Below are 22,548 nucleotides of genomic sequence, written 5' to 3' on the forward strand. Positions count from 1 at the left end.
CCGTCAACCGACAAGACCGCACCATACGCGGCTGAGCCGGACCTGTGTGGACCCCCGCCGGGAGTACGGAGGTTATCCCCCAGGTGTACGCACAGTCCCGCGAGAACAGGCCAACCCCTCACCCGTGTCCACCCTGGCCTGCACGGACATCTCCTCAACTCCCGGAAGCCGCGGGCGCGCTGGGAACGCTCACATCGAAGTGCTCGGCCTCTTTCGCGGCTTTCATGAGGGCCGTCAGAGTCTTCGCCTTCGCCTCGCCGCGCTCGGCGCTTCCCCACAGAACGGTGCGTCCGCCCTTCAACTGGAAGGTGATGGCGTCATACGAACGGACGCGGATGACGCGCGTGTCGCGGTGCACGGATTCGGGGAGAGCCGCCGCCACCTTCACGGCTTCCTTGCGGAGCCGGGTCGCTCCGAAGTGCCGCAGTGAGGGTGACTTCGCCACTTCCATGTCCAGAAGCGGAACCCCCTTGGGGGGCTTGGGCACTGTGGCGAATCGCACGCCTTCGGCGTCCACTTCGATGTATTTTCCGGCCTTTTTCAAGGCCAGTTCGGGCTTCCTTTCTGTCACTTTCAGCCCGATCCCGTGCGGCCATGCCCGTACGACGTCCGCCTCGGCGATCCGCGGGAGGTGCTTTTCCAGCCTCCGCTCGACGGCGGACCTGTCGACGGAGATCACGGGCGCGCCGAGGGGCACGTCGGCCGCGGCCCTGACCTGCCGCTCCGTCAGGACCCGCGTGCCGTCCACCCCGACGCGCTCCACCCTGAGCCAACCGGAGCCGTAGAGCGCCCAGACCCCGAAGCCGCTCAGCGCGAGCGCGAGGACGAGCAGCAGGACCAGCGCGCGGCGCCCTGGCAGCCGCAGACGGCGGCCCCCCGGCAGGCGCAGCCGGCGCGGCGCCCGCTGTACGGACGGGGCCCGGCCGGGTTCCGACGGGGGGCGCGCCGGGGGCGCGCCTTCGCCCTCGCGCCGGCGCTGGCGCCGGTCGGCGGTCTTCGTCGGTCCGGCCACGCTTCCCTGCCTTCTCTCAGGCTCCCCGGCGTGCCGCGATTGCCTCGTGCACCATGCCGACGAGCAGCTCGTCCGCGTCCCGGCGGCCGAACTCGGCCGCCGCGCGCGCCATGTCGTGCAGCCGGTGCGGGTCGGCGAGGACCGGGAGCACGTTGCTCTGGATCCACTCCGGGGTCAGCTCGGCGTCGTCGACGAGCAGTCCGCCGCCCGCCTTGACGACCGGCTGGGCGTTCAGCCGCTGTTCGCCGTTGCCGATGGGCAGCGGGACGTAGGCGGCGGGCAGCCCGACGGCCGACAGCTCCGCGACGGTCATCGCGCCCGCGCGGCAGAGCATCATGTCCGCCGCCGCGTACGCGAGGTCCATCCGGTCCACATACGGTACCGGCACATACGGCGGCATTCCGGGCATGTTGTCGATCTGCGGCAGTTCGTTCTTCGGGCCCACCGCGTGCAGGATCTGGATGCTGGCGCGCTGAAGGTGCGGCACGGCCTGCTGCACGACCTCGTTCAGCCGCCGCGCGCCCTGGGAGCCGCCCGTGACGAGCAGCGTCGGCAGGTTGGCGTCGAGCCCGAAGGCGGCCCTCGCCTCCGGCCTGGCAGCGGCGCGGTCCAGGGTGGCGATGTTGCGGCGCAGTGGGATGCCGACGTAGCGCGCGTTGCGCAGCTTGTTGTCCGGGGTGGAGACGGCGACGTGGCGCGTGTAGCGCGAGCCGATCTTGTTGGCCAGCCCCGGCCGGGCATTGGCCTCGTGCACGACGATGGGGACGCCGAGCCGCTTGGCCGCCAGATAGGCGGGGAGGGCGACGTAGCCGCCGAAGCCGACGACGCAGTCCGCCTTGGTGCGCTCCAGTACCTGCTCGGTGGCCTTGATCGTGCCGCGCAGCCGCCCCGGCACGGTGATCAGTTCCGGGGTGGGTTTGCGCGGCAGGGGCACGGCCGGGATCAGCTCCAGCTCGTAGCCGCGCTCGGGCACGAGCCGGGTCTCAAGGCCGCGCTCCGTGCCGAGGGCCGTGATCCCCACGGTCGGGTCCTGCCTGCGCAGGGCGTCCGCGAGGGCGAGCGCGGGCTCGATGTGGCCGGCGGTCCCCCCACCGGCGAGTACGACGTGCACCCTAATTCACCGCTCTCCGGACGGCGGCCTTCCGGCTCGCCGTCTCATCGTTATCCATCTCACCCCTGCCAGCCTTTTCCGCAGAACAGGCTGCCGCATGTCCAGTGCCGCCCGCGCCGCCGGGTCGCTGCGCGCGAAGGCGATCAGCAGCCCGATGGCGAACATCGTCGGCAGCAGGGCCGAGCCTCCGTAGGAGAACAGCGGGAGCGGGACACCGGCGATCGGCAGCAGGCCGAGCACCGCACCGATGTTGACCACGGCCTGCGCCGTGATCCAGGTGGTCACGCCTCCCGCGGCATACCTCACGAAGGGCTCCTCCGTGCGTCCGGCCACGCGGATACCCGCATAGCCTAGAGCCGCGAAGAGGGCGAGCACCGACAGCGTCCCCGCGAGACCGAGTTCCTCCCCTGTCACGGCGAAGATGAAGTCGGTGTGCGGTTCGGGGAGTTGCCCCCATTTTTCCACACTGGCCCCGAGGCCCGAACCGAACCAGCCGCCCGAGGCCAGTGCGTAGATCCCGTGCACCGCCTGCCAGCACTGGTCGCCTGGCCCCGGGTCCGTCGCGCCGATACAGGCCAGGCGCGCCATGCGGTTGGGGCTGGTCCTGATGAGGAGCGCGCCGACGGCCAGCGCCGCCAGCAGCACCCCGGTGAAGAGCCGGGTGGGCGCTCCGGCCAGCCACAGCAGGCCGAAGAGGACGGCCGTGAGAATGATCGCAGTGCCCATGTCGCCGCCGAGCATGATCAGCCCGAGCAGCAGGAAGGTCACCGGTACGAGCGGTACCAGCAGGTGCTTCCACTGGGTCAGCAGCCGCTTGTCGCTCTTGCGGGCCAGCAGGTCGGCGCCCCAGAGCACGAGCGCCAGCTTGGCGAACTCGCTGGGCTGGAGCTGGAAGGGCCCGCCGAGGTAGATCCAGTTCTGGTTGCCGTTCACCGCGCGCCCTATCCCCGGCACCTGGACCAGGCACATCAGGAACACGGAGACGACGAGCAGCGGGTAGGCGAGCGCCCTGTGCAGCTTGAGCGGCATCCGCGAGGCCAGGAGCAGCAGGACCGTGCCGAGTGCGGCGGCGACGAGCTGCTTGCTGAAGAAGTACGTGGAGGAGAGCCCGGACTGGAGCGCCTGGATCTGGGAGGCCGAGAAGACCATGACCAGGCCGAGCACGGTGATGAGGAGGCTGCCGCCGAGGATCAGGTAGTACGCGGTGAGGGGCCGGTCCCAGGCGCGCCTGGCCCGGTCGTAGAGCCGCCGCACTCCGGCGCCGTGCCGGGTGCCGCCCTCGGCGGGGCCGCGGGGCTGCTTGACGCGGGGCGGCTTGCGGGGCGCGGGCGCGGAGGTGCGGGGACGCGACGACGAGCCGCCACCGCCGCGCGAGGAGGAGCCGCCGGAGCGGCTGCCCGAACCGCCAGAGCCGCCCGAACCGCCGGAACGCGGCCCGCTCCCCTTCGCCGGGGCGCCGCCCTTGGCGCGCTGCGCCTCGCGCAGCAGCGGGAACCCACGGCCCGGCGTGCCCGGGAAGGCGGGTGCGCCGCCCGGGACGGCGGGCACGGCGCCCGCCGTCGGCCAGGCGCCCGCGCCCCGTGCCGACGCGGCGAGGAACCGCCGGAGCGGCGTGGGCGCGGTGCCGTCGGGTTCGGACGTCATCTGACGCATCCCCTCCTGGTCCCCTGGCACGGTCCACGGGGACCGGCGGGCTACTCCTCGTTGTCCGTACGGGCGGCGGGCAGTTCGCGCACCGCGGCGGCGAAGGCGTCGCCGCGTGCCTTGTAGTTGACGAACATGTCCATCGACGCGCAGGCGGGTGCCATCAGGACCGTATCGCCCGGCCGGGCCAGGCGGGCCGCTTCCGCGACCGCCGCCGCCATCGCCCCAGTGTCGGTCCGGTCGAGGTCCACCACGGGCACATCCGGGGCGTGTCGCGCCAGGGCTTCCCGGATGAGACGGCGGTCGGCGCCGATGAGGACGGCCGCCCTGAGCCGCTTCGCCGACGCCTTGACGAGGCCGTCGAAGGCGGCGCCCTTCGCCAGGCCGCCCGCGATCCAGACGATGGGGTCGTAGGCGGCCAGCGATGCCTCGGTGGCGTGCGTGTTGGTGGCCTTGGAGTCGTCCACGTAGGCGACGCCGGCCACGTCGGCGACGTGCTCGATGCGGTGCGCGTCGGGCCGGAAGGCGCGCAGCCCGTCCCGTACGGCTGCGGGCGCCACGCCGTAGGCGCGGGCCAGGGCAGCCGCCGCGAGGGCGTTGGCGATGTTGTGGGGTGCGGCGGGCGTGACATCGCCGACCTCGGCCAGCTCCTGCGCCCGCTGCTGCCGGTCCTCGACGAACGCGCGGTCCACGAGGATGCCGTCCACCACGCCCAGTTCCCCTGGACGCGGGCTGGCCAGGGTGAAGCCGATGGCGCGGCAGCCCTCCACGACGTCGGCCTCGCGCACCAGCCGTTCGGTGACCGGGTCGGCCGCGTTGTAGACGCAGGCGACCTGGTTGCCCTCGTAGACGCGGCCCTTGTCGGCGGCGTACGCCTCCATCGAACCGTGCCAGTCCAGGTGGTCGGGCGCGAGGTTGAGGACGGCCGCCGAGTGGGCGCGGACGCTGGGGGCCCAGTGGAGCTGGTAGCTGGACAGCTCGACGGCGAGGACGTCGTACTCCTCGTCGCCGAGTACCGCGTCCACCAGGGAGACGCCGATGTTGCCGACGGCCGCCGTGCGCAGGCCCGCCGCCTCCAGGATGGCGGCGAGCATCTGGACGGTGGTCGTCTTGCCGTTGGTGCCGGTGACCGCCAGCCAGGGCGCCGGGGCGCGCCCCGTGACGCCGCGCAGCCGCCAGGCCAGCTCCACGTCGCCCCACACGGGCACGCCCGCCGCGTCGGCGGCCAGGAAGAGGGGGCTGTCGGGCTTGAAGCCGGGGTTGGTGACGATGAGCTGGGCGCCCTCGGGGAGGATGCGGTCGTCGCCGAGGCGGACCGTGATGCCCAGCTCCTCCAGCTCGGCGGCCTGGGCGCGCGGCCCGTCACCGTCGCCGCCGTTGACGACGGTGACCTTGGCGCCGAAGCGGTGCAGGGCCTTGGCCGCTGGCACGCCGCTGACGCCGAGGCCCGCCACCGTGACGTTACGCCCCGCCAGCTCGTCCCGGATATCAGGGATGTCGGGGATGCCGTGCGTCTCGTCGGTGTTCAATTGGTGGCCGCCCACCCGGCGTAGAAGATGCCGACACCGACGATGGCGCACATGCCCTGGATGATCCAGAACCGGACCACGACAAGGACCTCGGACCACCCCTTCAGCTCGAAGTGGTGCTGGAGCGGCGCCATCTTGAAGACGCGCTTGCCGGTGAGCCGGAAGGAGCCGACCTGGATGACCACGGACATGGTGATCAGCACGAAGAGGCCGCCGAGGACGGCGAGCAGCAGTTCCGTACGGGAGCAGATCGCGAGCCCGGCGAGCGCGCCGCCCAGCGCCAGCGAGCCGGTGTCGCCCATGAAGACCTTGGCGGGCGAGGTGTTCCACCACAGGAAGCCGAAGCAGGCGCCCATGAGCGCGGCGGCGACGACGGCGAGGTCGAGTGGATCGCGTACCTCGTAGCAGCCCGCGCCCGCGGTGAGCGTGTTGGCGCAGGACTCCTGGTACTCCCAGATGCAGATGAAGACGTAGGCGCCGAAGACCATCACCGAGGCGCCGGTGGCGAGGCCGTCGAGGCCGTCGGTGAGGTTCACGCCGTTCGACATCGCCAGGATCATGAACAGCGCCCACACCACGAAGAGCACGGGGCCGATGGACCAGCCGAAGTCCTGGGTGAAGGAGAGCTTCGTGGAGGCGGGGGTCTGGCCCCGCGCGTCGGCGAAGTTCAGCGAGAGCACCGCGAAGGCGATGCCGACGATGAGCTGGCCCGACATCTTCGCCTTGGCGCGGAGGCCGAGGCTGCGCTGCTTGACGATCTTGATGTAGTCGTCGAGGAAGCCGACGAGGCCCATGCCCGCGAAGAGGAAGAGCACCAGCACGCCGGAGAAGGTGGGCTGGTTCCCGGTGAGCAGCTTCGTCAGCGCGTACGCGAGCAGCGTCGCCAGGATGAAGGCGATACCGCCCATCGTGGGCGTGCCGCGCTTGCTGTGGTGGTCCCGGGGGCCGTCGTCGCGGATGAACTGCCCGTAGCCCTTGGTGGCGAGCAGTTTGATCAGCAGCGGGGTCCCGATGAGGGACAGGAAGAGTCCGATGACTCCGGAGAAGAGGATTTGCCTCATCGGGCGGCGACCTCTCCCTCGTCGCTGTCCAGCAGCGCGTTCGCGACGCGCTCCAGACCGACCGAACGGGAAGCCTTCACCAGTACGACATCCCCCGGGCGCAGTTCCGCCCGCAGCAGGTCGACCGCCGCCTCAGCGTCGGACACGTGCACCGACTCCTCACCCCACGAACCCTCGTTCTTGGCACCCATGTCGAGCCAGCCGGCCTCCCGGCCGCCGACCGCCACGAGCTTGCTGACGTTGAGCCGGACGGCCAGCCGTCCGACCGCGTCGTGCTCGGCGAGCGCCTCGTCGCCCAGCTCGGCCATCTCGCCCAGCACCGCCCAGGTGCGCCGCCCCGAGCCCATCGCGGCCAGCGCGCGCAGCGCGGCCCGAGTGGAGTCCGGGTTGGCGTTGTAGGCGTCGTTGACGACCGTGACGCCGTCGGCGCGCTCGGTGACCTCCATGCGCCAGCGGGAGAGCGTGCCCGCCTCGGAGAGCGCTTCCGCGATCTCCCCGGCGGGCATGCCCAGTTCGTGGGCGACGGCGGCAGCGGCGAGCGCGTTCGACACGTGGTGCTCACCGTACAGCCGCATGGTCACGTCACCGCACCCGGTGGGTGTGTGAAGGGTGAAGGCGGGCTGTCCGCTCCCGGTGAGCCGGACGTTCTCGGCGCGTACGGCCGCGTCGGCCGCCTCGCCGAAGAGCACGACGCGGGCGCGGGTGCGCGGTGCCATGGCGCGCACGAGCGGGTCGTCGGCGTTGAGCACGGCGACGCCGTCGGGCGGCAGCACCTCCACCAGCTCGCCCTTGGCCTCGGCGATCTGCTCGCGTCCGCCGAACTCCCCGATGTGCGCGGTGCCGACGTTCAGCACGACGCTGATGCGGGGCGGGGTGAGCCCCGCGAGGTAGCGGATGTGGCCGATGCCGCGGGCGCCCATCTCCAGCACGAGGTGACGGGTGTTCCGGTCGGCGCGCAGCGCGGTGAGCGGCAGCCCGATCTCGTTGTTGAAGGATCCTGGCGGCCAGACCGTGGGACCGATGCGCTCCAGCAGCTGGGCGATGAGGTCCTTGGTGCTGGTCTTGCCCGCCGAGCCCGTGAGCGCCACGACCTCGGTGCCCAGCACCTCCGTGGTGTGCCGGGCGAGGGCGCCGAGGGCCGCGGTCACGTCGTCGACGACGATCGCGGGCACCCCGACGGGGCGGGTGGCGAGCACGGCGGTGGCACCGGCCTCGACGGCGGTGTGCGCGTAGTCGTGGCCGTCGACGCGTTCTCCCGCGAAGGCGGCGAAGAGGCTGCCGGGGGCCACTTCCCTTGAGTCGATGACGACGGGCCCGGTGACCTGGGCTTCAGGATCCGGTATGTCGTACTGCTGTCCGGAGACGACAGCGGCGATGTCGGCGAGTGAGAGGGGGATCATCGGTCTCAGGCGTCTGTCCGGTGGTCAGGGGTACTGTGCGGGCCGTCGCCGAGCCGCTTGTGCTCGATGGCGTCCCGCAGCACCCGCTTGTCGTCGAAGGGGCGTACCACTCCGGCGATGTCCTGGCCCTGCTCGTGGCCCTTGCCCAGGACGAGCACGGTGTCTCCGGGCTCGGCTCGGGCGACGGCCGCTGCGATCGCGGCTGCCCGGTCCTCTTCGACCAGGACGGTGCCGCGTTCGTAGGCGGGCACCTCGGCGGCGCCCGCGAGCATGGTGGCGAGGATCGCGAGGGGGTCCTCGGAGCGGGGGTTGTCTGAGGTCAGCACGGCGGTGTCGGAGAGCCGTGCCAGCGCGGACCCCATGGCGGTGCGTTTGTGCGGATCGCGGTCACCGCCGCAGCCGAGCACGGCGTGCACGCTGCCTTCGGTGACCTTGCGGATGGCGTAGAGGACGGACTCGACGGCGTCGGGCTTGTGCGCGTAGTCGACGACGGCGAGGTAGTCCTGACCTGCGTCGACGCGCTCCAGGCGGCCCGGGACGCCGGGTACGGCCGCGACGCCGTCGGCCGCGGTCTGCGGGTCGATGCCGGCGGAGACCAGGGCCACGATGGCGGCGAGCGCGTTGGCGACGTTGAACGGGCCCGGCAGCGGCGCCGCTGCCCGCACGCTCTCGCCCTTGGGCCCGACGGCGGTGAAGACCGAGCCGAGCGGACCCAGCTCCACGTCCTCGGCGCGCCAGTCGGCGTCGGGGTGCCCCTCGGCCGAGAAGGTGGTGACGGGGACCTCGGACTCGCTGATCAGGCGGTAGCCGTACTCGTCGTCGAAGTTGACGACACCGGCCCGCGAGCGGGCCGTGGTGAAGAGCTGTCGCTTGGCCCGGAAGTAGTCCTCCATGTCCGGGTGGAAGTCCAGGTGCTCGGGGCTGAGGTTGTTGAAGACGGCGATGTCGAAGACACAGCCGTCGACCCGCCCGAGCACCAGCGCGTGGCTGGAGACCTCCATGGCCACCGAGGTGACCCCGCGCTCGCGCATCACGGCGAACAGTGCCTGGAGTTCGGTGGCCTCGGGGGTGGTCCGCTCGGACTTGACGCGCTCGTCGCCGATGCGGGACTCGACGGTGCCGATCAGCCCGGTGAGCCCCCCGTCCTTCTCCTCGGCCTTACGGAGCCCGCCGTCGATCAGATAGGCGGTGGTGGTCTTGCCCGAGGTGCCGGTGATGCCGATCTGGAGGAGGTCCTTGCCCGGCTCGCCGTAGACGGTGGCGGCGAGTGCGCCCATCCGGCCGCGCGGGTCCGGCACGGTCAGCACCGGGAGCCCCGTCGCCGCGGCCCGCTCGGTGCCCGCGGGGTCGGTCAGCACCGCGACGGCGCCCAGGCTCGCGGCCTGGGTGGCGAAGTCGGCGCCGTGGAAGCGGGCGCCGGGGAGCGCGGCGTAGATGTCCCCGGGGCGTACCGCACGCGAGTCGTGGGTGATGCCGGTCGCGGCGGCGTCGCCCCCGGGTGCCTCCGCACCCAACTGCCGGGCCAGCTCCGTGAGCGGAACCGGGCGCACATGTGTGGGGCGGGGCGGACCTGGGTAACTCTGATCAGCTTGTGGCACGGCGGTGAGCGTACCGGGCGGACCGGGCGTGCCGCGAAGCGAGGGGCGCGCCGCGTCTGGATCGTCCTGGTGGTTGCACTGATCGCTAGTGATCGTTCTCACGCGGTTGGCTTCCGTTCACTTCCGTCAGTCGGCGGACCCGGCGAGGACCGGGAGTCTGGCGGGATCGGCGCCGGTCGGCGGGATCTGGAGGGACTTGAGGGCGAACTTCATGACCTGCTTGTAGACGGGGCCGCACACGTCGCTGCCGAAGTAGCTCCCCTTCTTCGGGTTCTGCACGGCGCAGTAGACGGTCACCCGGGGCTTGTCGGCGGGCGCGAAGCCCGCGAAGGAGGACGTGTAGCCGTTGTACCTTCCCGTCTCAGGGTCCACCCGGTTGGCCGTGCCGGTCTTTCCCCCGACCCGGTAACCGGGGATCTTCGCGACGATGCCGGTGCCCTCCATGTCGTCGACGACGGATTCGAGCATCCGGGCGAGCGTCCTGGCCGTCTTCTCGCTGACGACGCGGGTCTTCTTCGCCTCCGGCGCCGCCGAGTAGCGGCCGTCGGGCCCGGTCTGTCCGCGCACGAGGCTGGGCTCGGTACGGACGCCGCCGTTGGCGATCGTGGAGTAGATGGAGGCCGCCTGGACGGCGTTGAGGGACAGGCCCTGGCCGAAGGGGATCGTGTACTGCTGCGACGCGCTCCACTTGTCCGGCTTCGCCAGCAGCCCGTCGGTCTCGCCTGGGAGGCCGAGCCCGGTGGGGCTGCCCATGCCGAACTTCCGCAGATAGCCGTAGAGGACCTCGTTGGCCTCCTGCTGCGTCTTGCCGAGCTGCTCGGTGGCGAGGATGGTGCCGATGTTGCTGGACTTGGCGAGCACCCCGTTGAGCGTGAGGTGCCAGGTGGGGTGGTCGACGTCGTCGGCGAAGGAGCGGTCGGCGCGCTTGAGCCGGTTGGGCACGGTCACCGCGGTGGCCGGGGTGGCCTTGCCCTCCTCCAGCACGGCGGCCATCGACATCAGCTTGCTGGTGGAGCCGGGCTCGAACGCGTCCTGGACGGCGGCGTTGCCCAGCGCGTCCCCGTCGGCGCCTGACAGGTCGTTGGGGTCAAACCCGGGCGCGTTGGCCATCGCCAGCAGCTCGCCCGTACGGGTGTCCTGGACGATGACGTAGCCGCGGTCGGCCTTGGACTTCTCGACCTGCTCGGTGATGGCCTGCTGCGCCGACCACTGGATGTCGCGGTCGAGAGTGAGGTCTATGTCGGAGCCCGGCTTGGCCGGGTGCTCCTGGACCCCGGCCGTGGGGACCTGACGGCCGCCCGACTGCGCGTAGGTGATCTTGCCGTCGCGGCCCGCCAGCTCCTTGTCCAGCTTGGCCTCGATGCCCGCGCCGCCCTTGCCCTCGGAGTTGACGAAGCCGAGCACGGAGGAGGCCAGCTCCTTGTTGGGGTAGACGCGCTTGGCGTGCTTCTCCTGGTAGACCCCGGCGAGCACGTTCGCGCCCTCCTTCTGGGCCGCCTTGTCGGCGAGGGTGGCCTTCAGCTCCTTGATCTTCCGCCATGCCTGGGGGGTCTGCTGGCGGGCGAGCAGGACGTAGCGGGTCTTCTTCCGCTCCAGCTTCGCGGTCAGCTCCGCCTCGTCCTCGCCGACGATCGGCGCGAGGAGCGCCGCCGCCTTGGCGGGGGCGTCCTTGACGCCGGTCTGCTTGGGGGTGAAGAGGTAGGGGTCGGCGGTGATGTCGTACGCGTCGACGGTCGTGGCCAGCGCCGTGCCGTCCCGCGAGGAGACGGTGCCGCGCTCGGCCGCGAGCGGGACGGTGAGGTAGCGGTTGACCGCCGCCTTGCCCGCGAACGTGTCGGCGTCGACCGCCTGCACCTGGAGCAGCCGCACCGTGAAGGCCAGCACGACCAGGGTGAGGCCGACCGCGACCAGGCGGAGCCGGGCGCGCGGGTTCGCGAGCCGGATGGTTCCGGGCTGTGCGCCGGTGCGCTGGGGCCTGGACCGGGTCTTCGACGCGGGCTTGGGCGGGGCCTTGGAGGCGCCCTTGGCCGCGGGCCGGGGTGCGCTCTTGTCCGAGGGCTGCCGGGTACGGGCGCCGGACCCGGAACCAGAACCGGAACCGGAACCGGACCGCGAGCCGGAAGCGGACCGGGACCCCGAGCCGGAAACGGAACCGGACCGCGAGCCGGATCCGGCGCCCGAACCCGACCGGGAGCCCGAACCCGAACCCGAGCCCGGCGAGGGGCGGGCCGTGCGCCGGGGCCCGCCCGTACGGTCGGCGCGCTCCGTGCCCGCGGGACGCGGCACCCGGCGGGAGTCCGCGCCCTTGGCACGGTCGCCCTCGCGGGAGCGGTCGCGGACCCGGTCGCCCTCGCGGGAGCGGTCGCGGGCCCGATCGCCCTCGCGGGAGCGGTCGCGGGCCCGATCGCCCTCGCGGGAGCGGTCGCGGGCCCGATCACCCTCGCGGGAGCGGTCGCGGGCCCGGTCGCCGTCGCCGGACCCCGAGGGGCCACGCGCCCGCCCTCGTTCCGGCCCCCGGTCCCGTCCCCTGTCCCGTCCTCGGTCTCCGTCTCGGGAGCGCTCGCTCACGGCTGCTCCTGTCCCGGCTCGCTGGTGGCAGGTTCGGGGCTGCCCTTGACGCTGCCGTCAGGGGCGAGGAAGGCGGGGTTGCCGCCGGGGACGAGGCCCAGCTTCCTGGCGCGCTCCTCCAGCTTCCCCGGCGCCGAGTAGGAGTCGACCTCCTGTTCCAGCGCCTGCTGCTCGTCCGTCAGCTCCTCGGTCTGCTTCTCCAGCTTGCTCAGCTTGAACGAACCCTGGTTGAGCGACGCGTTGAGCAGCAGCAGCGTCAGCAGCCCGGAGCCGAGGATCAGCACGACGAGCAGGACGAACGGCGCACGGGCCGCCGACGAGGTGCCCGTGGACACCATCCCCGCGAGCCGGGCCAGCCGCTGCTGTGCGGTCACGACGACCTCCCCTGTCCAGGCGTTCCGCGCGTTCGACGCGACCCGCACGCGGGACCGGCGGCACCCGTGGTGCCCGCGTGCGCGGCGCCTCCGACGGCCGCTGCCGCGCCCGTCGCCTCCCGCACATCATCCGTCACGTGGCCTCCCTGACGCGCTTCGCCCCGCGCAGCCGGGCGGGTGCCGCGCGCCGGTTCTCCGCGATCTCTTCCTCGGTGGGAAGTTCGGCACCTCGGGTGAGCAGCTTGAGACGCGGCTGGTACTGCTCCGGCACGACGGGCAGCCCGGCGGGCGCCGTGCTGGCCGCGCCCGCCGCGAGCACCTGCTTGACGAGGCGGTCCTCCAGCGAGTGGTACGAGAGCACCGCGATCCGGCCGCCCACGGCGAGCGCGTCCACCGCCGCCGGCACGGCGCGCTCCAGGACGGACAGTTCGCCGTTGACCTCGATGCGCAGGGCCTGGAACGTGCGCTTGGCCGGGTTGCCGCCGGTGCGCTTGGCCGCCTGCGGCAGCGCGTCGCGGATGACCTCCACGAGGCGGGCGCTGCGGTCGAAGGGCTCCTTGGCGCGCTCCCTCACGACCGCCTCGACGATCCGCTTCGCCTGCTTCTCCTCCCCGTAGGCGCGCAGCAGCCGCACCAGGTCGCCCGGCGCGTAGGTGTTGAGGACGTCGGCGGCGCTGATGCCCCGCGTCTGGTCCATCCGCATGTCCAGGGGCGCGTCCTGCGCGTAGGCGAAGCCGCGGTCGGCCTCGTCGAGCTGCATGGAGGAGACGCCGAGGTCGAACAGGACGCCCTGGACGCGCGGGGTGCCGAGCCGGTCCAGGACCTCGGGCAGCTCGTCGTAGACCGCGTGCACGAGGGTGGCGCGGTTCGCGTACGGGGCGAGCCGCTCCCCCGCCAGCCGCAGCGCCTCCGTATCGCGGTCGAGGCCGATGAGCCGGGCCGAGGGGAAGGTGGACAGCAGCGCCTCGCTGTGGCCGCCGAGACCGAGGGTGCAGTCGACGACGGTCGCCCCCGGCTCGGCGAGCGCGGGCGCGAGCAGATCCAGGCACCGGCGCAGCATCACGGGGTTGTGCCGGTCGCCGATGGGCCGCTGCTGCTCGTTCGTCGTCATGTGCCCTCTCAAGTCTGGCGGGCACTGCGCACATGCTTCTTGGTCCCCGCCCGCTCGAAGGGGAAGCGTCCGCCGACGCCGGGGAAGAGGCACCGGACGGCCGGGAGCGGGAGGAGGCCGAGCCGCACGTGCGCATCCGCGCACGCGAGGGGTTTCGGGGTCCGAGGGGAGTGGCACGCCTCCCACTTCGCGTCACTTTAGTGCACTCGTCCCCTCGGTCAACCAACTGGTCAGGCGCGTCTCCGCAGGTCCCGGCCGGCCCGGTCGGGGTACCCCGGGAGCCGCCCCGGCCACTGTGGGTTACCTCACAACACGCCGTGTTGACCGTTTCGCCCCTCCCCACGGCAGGCCGTAACGGTGTCCGCCCCTTACCGTCGTATGCATGCCTATATCCGCGCCGCAGCCGCTTCCCGAGCCCCACACCAACGGTGACCGCCGCGAGGGCAGCGTCACCGACCGCCTCGTCGAGGCGAACCAGCGGTACGCCGCCGGTTTCACCGACCCGGGCATGGACGCCAGGCCCGTGCTCAAGGTCGCCGTCGTCGCCTGCATGGACGCACGGCTCGACCTGCACGAGGCGCTCGGCCTCCAGCTCGGTGACTGCCACACCATCCGCAACGCGGGCGGCGTCGTCACCGACGACATCATCCGCTCGCTCACCATCAGCCAGCGCGCGCTGGGCACGCGCTCGGTCGTGCTCATCCACCACACCGGCTGCGGGCTGCTCAACCTCACCGAGGACTTCCGGCACGAGCTGGAGCTGGAGGTCGGCCAGCGCCCGTCGTGGGCCGTGGAGTCCTTCAAGGACCTGGACCAGGACGTGCGCCAGTCGATGGAGCGCGTACGGACGTCGCCGTTCCTGCCGCACACCGACGATGTGCGGGGCTTCGTCTTCGACGTGACGAGCGGGCTGCTGCGCGAGATCGACCCGGACTCAGCGCCGGAGTCCGTACCCGGGTCAGCGCCCGAGATCGCTCCGGAATCGTGACGCGAGGGCCCGTCGGCGTGAAGAATGCCTGTGGGGGCACCAATTGGGGGCGCCGACCGAACGACGGGGACGGGCCGAGGAGGGCCGGGTGACGACCTATGACGATCGAGCGAACCTCAGTGATCTGAGCACCACAGCGGAGCGGGTGCGCCGCTCGGTGGAGTCCGTGATCGAGGGAAAGCCCGAGGTCGTACGGCTCTCTCTGACCGTGCTGCTGGCGGAGGGGCATCTGCTGATCGAGGACGTGCCGGGGGTGGGCAAGACGATGCTGGCCAAGGCCCTGGCCAGATCCATCGACTGCTCGGTCCGGCGCATCCAGTTCACGCCGGACCTCCTGCCGTCGGACATCACGGGCGTGAGCGTCTTCGACCAGCAGCGCAAGGACTTCGAGTTCAAGCCGGGCGCGATCTTCGCGCAGATCGTGATCGGCGACGAGATCAACCGCGCCTCGCCCAAGACCCAGTCCGCGCTGCTGGAGTCGATGGAGGAGCGCCAGGTCACCATCGACGGGCAGACCTACACGCTGCCCGACCCCTTCATGGTCGTCGCCACCCAGAACCCGGTCGAGATGGAGGGCACCTACCCCCTCCCCGAGGCCCAGCGCGACCGCTTCATGGCGCGCGTCTCCATCGGCTATCCCAGCCCGGCGGCCGAGCTGGAGATGCTCGACGTGCACGGCGGCGCATCGCCGCTGGACGACCTCCAGCCGGTGGCGCACGCCCACGAGATCACCAAGCTGATCGACGCGGTGCGCCATGTCCACGTCGCGGACCCGGTCAGGCGCTACGCGGTGGAGCTGGTCTCCGCCACCCGTTCGCACCCCGATCTGCGGCTGGGCGCCTCGCCGCGCGCCACGCTCCACCTGGTGCGGGCCGCGCGGGCCTCCGCCGCGCTCTCGGCCCGTGAGTACGCGCTGCCCGACGACGTACAGGCCCTCGCCGTGCCCGTGCTGGCGCACCGCCTGCTGCCCACAGCGCAGGCGCAGTTGAACCGGCGGACGGCCGAGCAGGTGGTCGCGGAGATCGTGCAGCGGGTGCCGGTGCCCCCGGCAGCCGCGCCCGGGCCGGGGCCTGGCGTCGCGTCCGGCGGCCCGCCGCCCCAGGCCGTCGCGCCGGGCGGGGCGCCCGGTGCCGCGATCCCCGCGCCCCCGGACGGCTACCGTCAGCAGCAGCCCCGGAGCTACTGATGTCCGGCGGGCCCGCCGCGAGCGGCGGGACGGGGGAGGCCCGGGACGAGAACAGGGGCTCGCTGCGCACGGCGCTCGGCGGGCTCACCACCCGCGGCAGGTCCTTCCTGGCCGCGGGGGTCGCCGCCGCGGTCTGCGCGTATGTGCTGGGCCAGTCCGATCTGCTGCGGGTCGGCATGCTGCTGGCCGCGCTGCCGCTGGTGTGCGTGCTGGTGCTGTACCGCACCCGCTACCGCGTCGCGGGCTCGCGCAGGCTGAACCCCGCCCGTGTACCCGCGCGCACCGAAGCCCGCGTCCACCTGCGGATCGACAACGTCTCCCGGCTGCCCACGGGCCTGCTGATGCTCCAGGACCGGGTGCCCTACGTGCTGGGCCCGCGCCCCCGCTTCGTGCTGGACCGGGTCGAGCCGGGCGGGCGCCGCGAGGTGTCCTACCGCGTCCGCTCCGACCTGCGCGGACGCTATCCGCTGGGGCCGCTCCAGCTGCGCCTGACCGACCCGTTCGGGATGTGCGAGCTGACGCGGTCCTTCAGCGCGTTCGACACCCTCACCGTCGTCCCGCCCGTCGAGTCGCTGCCGCCCGTGCGGCTCTCCGGCGAGACGACGGGCTACGGCGACGGACGCCAGCGCTCCCTCGCGCTCGCGGGCGAGGACGACGTGATCCCCCGCGGCTACCGCCACGGCGACGACCTGCGCCGCGTCCACTGGCGCTCCACCGCGCGCTACGGAGAGCTGATGGTGCGCCGCGAGGAGCAGCCGCAGAAGGCGCGCTGCACGGTACTGCTGGACACCAGGCGCTCCGCCTACGCGGGTTCCGGGCCCGACTCCCCCTTCGAGTGGGCCGTCTCCGGCGCCGCCTCGGTCTGCCTCCACCTGCTGGAGCGGGGCTACGCGGTACGCCTGCTCACCGACACGGGCGCGATGACGCCGGGCCCCGAGGGCGCCTCCTTCGCGGGGGACTCCTCGGACACGGCGGGGCTGCTGCTGGACACGCTGGCCATGGTGGAGCACTCGTCCGACGCGGGGCTCTCCCGCGCCTACGACATGCTGCGCGGCGGGACGGGCGGGCCCGAGGGGCTGCTGATCGCCTTCCTCGGCCGCCTCGACGAGGACCAGGCGATCACGGTGGGCCGGATGCGGCAGCGCACGAACCGCGCGGTGGCCTTCGTCTCCGGTGCCTCGGGTTCCGGCGCGTCCGGTTCCGGTTCTGCGGTGGACGTCGACGACAACCCGGGGCCCGTGGACGCGGGCACGGTAGCGGGCGCGGGCTCCGACGACGAGGCGCTGCGCCTGCTGCGCGAGGCGGGCTGGAGCGCGCTGCCCGGCGGCCCCGGCACACCGCTCGCGGGGCTGTGGCAGGAGGCCGACAAGGCGACGTTGAAGGGACTGGACCGATGAGTGGACGGGGACGGCTCGCCTTCTGCTCGGCGCTCGCCACCCTCGCCGCCGCGTGCGCGCTGCTGCCCCTGGTGGACCCTGCGACGTGGCTGCTCCAGGCCGCGCTGGTGGTCGCGGTGCAGAGCTGCGTGGGCGCGGCGACGCGCCGGGTGCCGCTGGCGCGCCCGGTGACCATCGCCGTGCAGGCGGCCGTGTCACTGGCGCTGCTGACGCTGTTCTTCGCCCGCGAGCAGGCCCTCGCGGGACTGCTGCCAGGGCCCGAGGTCTTCGTACGGTTCGGGGAACTGCTGAACGCGGGCGCCCAGGACGTGGGCCGCTTCGCCATCCCGGCCCCTGTGACCGAGGGCATACGGCTCATGCTCGTCGGCGGCGTCCTGGTGATCGGGCTGCTCGTGGACGCGCTGGCGGTGACGTACCGCAGTGCCGCGCCCGCCGGGCTGCCGCTGCTCGCGCTGTACTCCGTGGCCGCCGGGCTCGCCCAGGAGGGCGCGCGCTGGCTGTGGTTCCTGTGCGCTGCGGGCGGCTATCTGCTGCTGCTCCTGGCCGAGGGCAGGGAACGGCTCTCCCAGTGGGGCCGGATCTTCAGTGACCGCGGCAGACCGGGCACCCCCTCGTACCAGCCGGGCGCGGTGGACGGGCCCGCCGTGGCGCCCGTCCGCACGGGGCGGCGGATCGGGGCGCTGACGCTGGGCATCGCGCTGGTGGTGCCCGCGGCGATGCCGTCGCTGGGCGGCGGTCTGCTGGACGCGGCACGGGGCGGGGCCGGGGGCGCCGGCCAGAACAGCGGCGGCACCGTGTCGGCCGTGAACCCGCTGGTCGCCCTCCAGGACAGCCTCAACCAGCCCGAGGACCGCACGGCCCTCACCTACACCACCGACACCAAGAGCACGCAGGAGATGTATCTGCGCATCGTCGCCCTCGACCAGTTCGACGGCGCCGCGTGGAAGCCGTCGGAGCGGCGGATCAGCGAGGTGCCCAGCCCGCTGCCGACCCCGAAGGGGCTGGGGGCCGGGGTGGAGACGCAGCGGGTACGCAGCTCGGTGAAGGCGGCCGACTGGTACGCGCAGAACTGGCTGCCCCTCCCCTATCCGGCCAGCCAGGTGAACATCGACGGGCGCTGGCGCTTCGAGCCCGAGGGCCGCACCCTCGTCGGCGACCGCGGCCAGACGACCCGGGGTGTGCGCTACGACGTGGACAGCCTCCTCGTCCAGCCCACGGCGCGCCAGCTCGCGGAGGCGCCGAGCCCGTCGCGTTCGCTGACCCGCGAGTACACCGAGGTCCCGGACTCGCTGCCCTCCGTGGTGCACCAGACGGCCCTGCGGGTCACGCAGGACTCGGCCAACGACTACGAGCGCGCGGTGAAGCTCCAGGACTGGTTCGCCTCGGACGGCGGCTTCACGTACGACACCCAGGTGCGCGCGGGCAGCGGCTCGGCCGCGATCGTGAACTTCCTGGAGCAGAAGGAGGGCTTCTGCGTCCACTTCGCCTTCTCGATGGCGGCGATGGCCCGCACCCTCGGCATCCCGGCGCGGGTCGCGGTCGGCTTCACGCCCGGCACGGCGCAGGGCGACGGCAAGATGGCCGTCGGGCTCAAGGACGCGCACGCCTGGCCCGAGCTGTACTTCGAGGGGGTCGGCTGGACGCGCTTCGAGCCGACGCCGACGCGCGGCAGCGCCCCCGCGTACGCGCAGCCCGACTCCCCGGACCCCAGCGAGAACCCGGGCGAGGCCCTGCCCGAGCCGGGCCGGAGCACCCAGCCGACGCCCTCTCCGTCGCAGTCGGAGTCCTGCACGGCCGAGGAGAAGCGCCTCGACCCCGAGTGCGGCCAGGCCGCTCCGGCCCAGGGCGGCGACCGCGGAGGCGACGGCTTCCCGCTCGGCACTGTGGCCTGGATCTCGGGCGCCGCGCTGCTGTTGCTGGGCCTGCCGCTGCTGCCGCTGCTGTGGCGGGTACGGGTCAGATCGAGACGCCTCGGTACCAGGGGCGGTGCCAAGGACAGGTCAGGGGCCGGGTCCGGGGCCGGGGCCGGGGCCGGGGCTGCGGGCGGCGAGGGTGCGGGAGTGCCCGGTGCCGCCGTCCTGGACGCCTGGCGCGAACTCATCGACTCCGGCTGGGACTACGGCGTCGTCCCGGACGACTCGGCGACCCCGCGTAAGACCGCGGCCCGCATCGCGCGCATCGGCGAGCTGGGCCCGGAGGCGGCCGAGGCCGCGCACCGGGTCTCCCTCTCCGTCGAACAGGTCCTCTACGCGCCCAGGCCGCGCCCGGGCGCGGGCGTCGTGGACGACGTCCACCTGGTACGCGCCGGGCTGCGGGACGCGGCACCGCGCGGGCTGCGGCTGCGCGCACTGCTGCTGCCCCGGTCGGCTGTCCGGGTGACCTGGGGCGTCTCGCGGCGCTGGTCGGCGCTGCGGAACCGGGGGGCGGGGGCGCTGAGGGGTCTGAGGGTGCGCTTCGCGAAGTAGGCGCCGGCCGGGGCCCGGCCCGTCGGCGTGGGGTCGGCCGGGGGGCTGCTCCGTACCGGGCGGCCGGAATGCCATGGGCCGCCCGCGCACGACGGGAAGGGCCCGGGCGCACTCGTGGGCGTGGGGCGGGGCCCTGTTCGGGGCCACCGCCCCACGCCCACGAGGCGGAGACGTACAGCAGAAGGACGCGCGAAGACAGCGAAGACCGCTGACGTGCGTGCGGAACCGCAGGACCGCCGCGCTCCGGAGAGGCGGCGGTCAGAAGACGGAACCGGCGGGACCGGCCGAACCGGCAGACGGGGGCGCGGTGCCTACTGGCCGCCCTCGTCGCGACGGCGCTGCCAGCGCTCCTCGATACGGTTCATCATCGAGCGGCGGGACTTGGACGACTGACGGCGCACCTGGGGCGCGCTGCCGCTGTTGCCCCCCTGGGCCGCCTCGCCCTGTCCGCCCTGTTGCTCGCCGCTCTTGGGGGCCTTGCGCCAGCCGGTGACCGCGAGCACGGCGCATCCGAGCATGACGAGGAAACCCACGACGCTGATCCAGATCTGCTGCGCGACCATACCGGCCATGAGCAGGGCGATGCCCACCAGAAAGCCTACGACCGCCTGGTACACCCGCTTGCGGGTGTACGTGCGGAGCTCACTTCCCTCAAGCGCTGTCGCGAACTTGGGATCTTCGGCGTACAGCGCTCGCTCCATCTGCTCGAGCATCCGCTGCTCGTGCTCAGAGAGCGGCACGGAGTCCTCCTACTCGTCGGTCGCGGGGGCGACCGGATGCGACCCTTCAAGGATAGGCAGGGAATCGCCCCCGTGAAACCCGCCCCTCTACGCCAATTCCTCCCACCAGGACCGAGATGCCGGACAGTGGGACGGGACAGTGCATTGGCTGCATTCCCTCACCACCTTTCCGCCATGCCGGACGGCGCTCCCTCGATCATACGGCGGGTCGCCGGTGATCGGGCGGGCTCGGGCCCACCGCGTTACCGCGGGGTCACCTCGGCCCCATCTGGCGGCTCATCACTGGTCACGCTGCTCATGAGCCTCAGCGAGCACATGCAACTGACTGGCGACGGACTGGAAGGCGGGCAGCTCCGAGGCGGCGGCCTCCAGCCGGGCGAGCGCGTCCAGGGCGTCGGGCTCGGTGTCGACCAGCGCTCCGGGCACCAGATCGGCGAAGACCCGCACGCCGTGCACCGCCTCGATCGTAAGGCCCGTGCCGCCGACCAGCTCCGTGAGCTGCTCGGCGGTGAAGCGCCGGGGCATCGGGTCGCCCTCGCCCCAGCGGCCGTCGGGTGCGGTGAGCGCGTGCCGCGCCTCCGTGAAGTGCCCGGCCAGCGCCCGCCCGAGCACCGCGCCGCCCAGCCCGGCGGCGAGCAGGCTGAGGGTGCCGCCCTCGGGGCGCAGCGCGGCCACGGCGTTGCGCAGCCCGTCGGCCGGATCGTCCACGTACTCCAGCACGCCGTGGCACAGGACCGCGTCATAGCCGCCGCGCTCGATGACGTCGAAGAGGCCGTGTGCGTCGCCCTGCACACCGCGCACCCGCTCCGCCACCCCGGCCTCGGCGGCCCGGCGCTCCAGCGCGAACAGGGCGTTGGGGCTCGGATCGACGACGGTGACCTGATGGCCGAGCCGCGCGACGGGCACGGCGAAGTTGCCCGTGCCGCCTCCGGTGTCGAGGACGTCCAGCCGCTCGCGGCCCGCGGACTTTACCCGCCGTTCGAGAGCGCCGTGCAGCACCTCCCAGACCACGGCGGTACGAAGTGATGCGCTGGGGCGGGACATGGCGGGTGCTCCTCGCGGCTCAGGTGCTGGCTGGGCCCACCCTATTGCCTCGGGCTCCCCGGCGATCCAGGCCGGGCCCACCGCGCCGCGCGCCCCCTCCCCGGGCCGCCCGGCACCGCACCCCGCGCGTCACGGGAACCCCACCCGGCTCCCCGCACCGCACCCTTGCCGCGCCTGCGCCGCACCGGGGCCTCACCCTGCCCGGGGCCCTGACCACAGCGCCGGGTCACGCGCGTGGGCCCGTGGAGCCAGGCTCTCGTCGGCCGGGGCTATGCGGGGCTGTGGCAGCGCGGGCTGCGAGACGAGCATCCGCTCGACGAGGCGCAGGAAGACCTCCGCGTCACGGACGAGATCGTCCGCGTCCCGCCAGCTCGCCGCGCCCTGGATACCCGCCTCGGCGCGTGCCCTGCGCGGGGCGCCGGAGGCGAAGAGGGCGCTCCACTCGGAGAGTTCGGGCGCGGCCTCGGGCAGGACCTCCCAGGCGCTGCGGATGCGCTGCCTGCGCCGTGCGGTGGCCTCCGGCCTGCCGCGCACGGCGAGCACCGCGGCCGCCGTGCGGAGCGCGGCGAGGTGGGCCGTGGCATACCGCTCGTTGGGCGTCTCCATCGCCATGGCCTCGTCCAGACCATGCTGGGCCTGCGCCAGCAGATCGAGGGCGGCGGGCGGGGCCGCGGCACGGCGGAGGACGGGATGGACATCGTTCGGGGGCCCGTTCATGAGAACCAACCTCCTGTCGTCGTGTGACGGTTCCGATGAATCGGCCGTATGTGCACATCGTGGCGCATGCCACTGACAATCCCGCTGACCTGCGCAAACACCTCACGGAGGGGGCGTGTGCCGAGGTGGCGGCACATGCTGCATACTTTGGACTGACCGGTCAGTTCAAAGAACGGGAGCGACGAGTGGGAGGGGTCATGGGCGACGCGCGCGACGACGCCGGTACGGGAGCCGCCGATACGGTGTCCGCCGATACGGCGGGCACCGGCACCCCGGCCGAGGCCGCCGCCGGACCGGCGGCCGGGGCCCAGGAGCGGCCGGGGGCCGGGCAGGAGCCGGGGCCCGAGGCCGGGCCCGGCAGCGGGACGCCGACGGAAGCGGAAGCGGACGCCGTGCAACCCGGCGGCGAGGACACCACGGCACCCGACGACGCCACCGCACCCCCGGTAGACGCACCCCGCACACGGCGCACCAGAGCACCCCGGCGCAAGGCGGCCACACACACGGCCCCGGACGGCGAGGACACGACGGCACCGGACGACGCCACCGCACCCCGCACCGGAGCACCCCGGCGCCGCAAAACCGCCGCCGCACGGCGCAAGG

The 22,548-nt window shown here is 73.1% G+C and carries 17 protein-coding genes; 4 read left to right on the forward strand and 13 right to left on the reverse strand.

All coding sequences use genetic code 11. The features are described from left to right. Positions 1–154: 154 nt before the first annotated feature. The 10 genes from ACYVOO_RS38990 to rsmH all read right to left on the reverse strand — a co-directional run bounded on the left by ACYVOO_RS38990 (position 155) and on the right by rsmH (position 13,408). The gene (locus ACYVOO_RS38990) at positions 155–1,012 is read right to left on the reverse strand and encodes a cell division protein FtsQ/DivIB (RefSeq protein ID WP_461020464.1); all 858 of its coding nucleotides are present in this window, start codon (positions 1,010–1,012) and stop codon (positions 155–157) included. Positions 1,013–1,028: 16 nt separating this feature from the next. Beyond that, on the reverse strand, positions 1,029–2,123 hold the full coding sequence (gene murG / locus ACYVOO_RS38995; protein ID WP_461020465.1) for an undecaprenyldiphospho-muramoylpentapeptide beta-N-acetylglucosaminyltransferase: 1,095 nt from the start codon (positions 2,121–2,123) through the stop codon (positions 1,029–1,031). A gap of 6 nt (positions 2,124–2,129) precedes the next feature. Further along, complete coding sequence (ftsW, locus tag ACYVOO_RS39000) at positions 2,130–3,767, reverse strand: putative lipid II flippase FtsW (RefSeq protein ID WP_461020466.1); 1,638 nt, start codon at positions 3,765–3,767, stop codon at positions 2,130–2,132. A 50-nt stretch (positions 3,768–3,817) separates the two neighbouring features. Beyond that, positions 3,818–5,254, reverse strand: coding sequence for a UDP-N-acetylmuramoyl-L-alanine--D-glutamate ligase (gene murD, locus ACYVOO_RS39005; protein WP_461020521.1), 1,437 nt, complete (start codon positions 5,252–5,254; stop codon positions 3,818–3,820). Positions 5,255–5,292: 38 nt separating this feature from the next. Beyond that, a complete protein-coding gene (mraY, locus tag ACYVOO_RS39010; RefSeq protein ID WP_461020467.1) occupies positions 5,293–6,357 on the reverse strand; it encodes a phospho-N-acetylmuramoyl-pentapeptide-transferase in 1,065 nt (354 codons plus the stop codon). Beyond that, complete coding sequence (locus tag ACYVOO_RS39015; RefSeq protein WP_461020468.1) at positions 6,354–7,757, reverse strand: UDP-N-acetylmuramoyl-tripeptide--D-alanyl-D-alanine ligase; 1,404 nt, start codon at positions 7,755–7,757, stop codon at positions 6,354–6,356. The genes mraY and ACYVOO_RS39015 overlap by 4 nt, the downstream gene beginning before the upstream one ends. Positions 7,758–7,762: 5 nt before the next feature. Next, the gene (locus ACYVOO_RS39020; RefSeq protein WP_461020469.1) at positions 7,763–9,457 is read right to left on the reverse strand and encodes a UDP-N-acetylmuramoyl-L-alanyl-D-glutamate--2,6-diaminopimelate ligase; all 1,695 of its coding nucleotides are present in this window, start codon (positions 9,455–9,457) and stop codon (positions 7,763–7,765) included. A 24-nt stretch (positions 9,458–9,481) separates the two neighbouring features. After that, positions 9,482–11,923, reverse strand: a complete 2,442-nt coding sequence (locus tag ACYVOO_RS39025) for a peptidoglycan D,D-transpeptidase FtsI family protein (protein WP_461020470.1) — start codon at positions 11,921–11,923, stop codon at positions 9,482–9,484. Beyond that, positions 11,920–12,297, reverse strand: a complete 378-nt coding sequence (locus tag ACYVOO_RS39030) for a septum formation initiator family protein (protein WP_453346354.1) — start codon at positions 12,295–12,297, stop codon at positions 11,920–11,922. Before ACYVOO_RS39030 ends, ACYVOO_RS39025 begins: the two co-directional genes overlap by 4 nt. A 133-nt stretch (positions 12,298–12,430) precedes the next feature. Then, a complete protein-coding gene (gene rsmH, locus ACYVOO_RS39035) occupies positions 12,431–13,408 on the reverse strand; it encodes a 16S rRNA (cytosine(1402)-N(4))-methyltransferase RsmH (RefSeq protein ID WP_461020471.1) in 978 nt (325 codons plus the stop codon). A gap of 382 nt (positions 13,409–13,790) precedes the next feature. Here rsmH and ACYVOO_RS39040 point away from each other — a divergent pair, with 382 nt between their 5' ends. The 4 genes from ACYVOO_RS39040 (at position 13,791) to ACYVOO_RS39055 (ending at position 19,444) form a co-directional block, all read left to right on the forward strand. Then, a complete protein-coding gene (locus tag ACYVOO_RS39040; protein WP_453346356.1) occupies positions 13,791–14,396 on the forward strand; it encodes a beta-class carbonic anhydrase in 606 nt (201 codons plus the stop codon). Positions 14,397–14,484: 88 nt separating this feature from the next. After that, positions 14,485–15,582: an AAA family ATPase gene (locus tag ACYVOO_RS39045; RefSeq protein ID WP_461020472.1), complete on the forward strand. Its 1,098-nt coding sequence runs from the start codon at positions 14,485–14,487 to the stop codon at positions 15,580–15,582. Beyond that, on the forward strand, positions 15,582–16,979 hold the full coding sequence (locus tag ACYVOO_RS39050) for a DUF58 domain-containing protein (protein ID WP_461020473.1): 1,398 nt from the start codon (positions 15,582–15,584) through the stop codon (positions 16,977–16,979). The genes ACYVOO_RS39045 and ACYVOO_RS39050 overlap by 1 nt, the downstream gene beginning before the upstream one ends. Beyond that, on the forward strand, positions 16,976–19,444 hold the full coding sequence (locus tag ACYVOO_RS39055; protein WP_461020474.1) for a transglutaminase TgpA family protein: 2,469 nt from the start codon (positions 16,976–16,978) through the stop codon (positions 19,442–19,444). Before ACYVOO_RS39050 ends, ACYVOO_RS39055 begins: the two co-directional genes overlap by 4 nt. Positions 19,445–19,755: 311 nt before the next feature. Here the strand turns inward: ACYVOO_RS39055 and ACYVOO_RS39060 are convergent, their stop codons facing one another. The 3 genes from ACYVOO_RS39060 to ACYVOO_RS39070 form a co-directional block, all read right to left on the reverse strand. After that, positions 19,756–20,184, reverse strand: a complete 429-nt coding sequence (locus ACYVOO_RS39060) for a DUF3040 domain-containing protein (protein WP_461020475.1) — start codon at positions 20,182–20,184, stop codon at positions 19,756–19,758. 279 nt (positions 20,185–20,463) lie between these two features. Further along, positions 20,464–21,228: a methyltransferase gene (locus tag ACYVOO_RS39065; protein ID WP_453346361.1), complete on the reverse strand. Its 765-nt coding sequence runs from the start codon at positions 21,226–21,228 to the stop codon at positions 20,464–20,466. Between the two features lie 192 nt (positions 21,229–21,420). Next, complete coding sequence (locus tag ACYVOO_RS39070) at positions 21,421–21,945, reverse strand: SAV_6107 family HEPN domain-containing protein (protein WP_461020476.1); 525 nt, start codon at positions 21,943–21,945, stop codon at positions 21,421–21,423. Positions 21,946–22,548 lie beyond the last annotated feature (603 nt).

This window comes from Streptomyces daliensis, assembly GCF_054782395.1.

Excerpts from the sequence above, each read along its gene's own strand:
- ftsW (WP_461020466.1), bottom strand. The coding sequence starts at position 3,767 with ATGACGTCCGAACCCGACGGCACCGCGCCCACGCCGCTCCGGCGGTTC.
- mraY (WP_461020467.1), bottom strand. The coding sequence starts at position 6,357 with ATGAGGCAAATCCTCTTCTCCGGAGTCATCGGACTCTTCCTGTCCCTC.
- ACYVOO_RS39015 (WP_461020468.1), bottom strand. The coding sequence starts at position 7,757 with ATGATCCCCCTCTCACTCGCCGACATCGCCGCTGTCGTCTCCGGACAG.
- rsmH (WP_461020471.1), bottom strand. The coding sequence starts at position 13,408 with ATGACGACGAACGAGCAGCAGCGGCCCATCGGCGACCGGCACAACCCC.
- ACYVOO_RS39040 (WP_453346356.1), top strand. The coding sequence starts at position 13,791 with ATGCCTATATCCGCGCCGCAGCCGCTTCCCGAGCCCCACACCAACGGT.
- ACYVOO_RS39050 (WP_461020473.1), top strand. The coding sequence starts at position 15,582 with ATGTCCGGCGGGCCCGCCGCGAGCGGCGGGACGGGGGAGGCCCGGGAC.
- ACYVOO_RS39055 (WP_461020474.1), top strand. The coding sequence starts at position 16,976 with ATGAGTGGACGGGGACGGCTCGCCTTCTGCTCGGCGCTCGCCACCCTC.
- ACYVOO_RS39065 (WP_453346361.1), bottom strand. The coding sequence starts at position 21,228 with ATGTCCCGCCCCAGCGCATCACTTCGTACCGCCGTGGTCTGGGAGGTG.
- ACYVOO_RS39070 (WP_461020476.1), bottom strand. The coding sequence starts at position 21,945 with ATGAACGGGCCCCCGAACGATGTCCATCCCGTCCTCCGCCGTGCCGCG.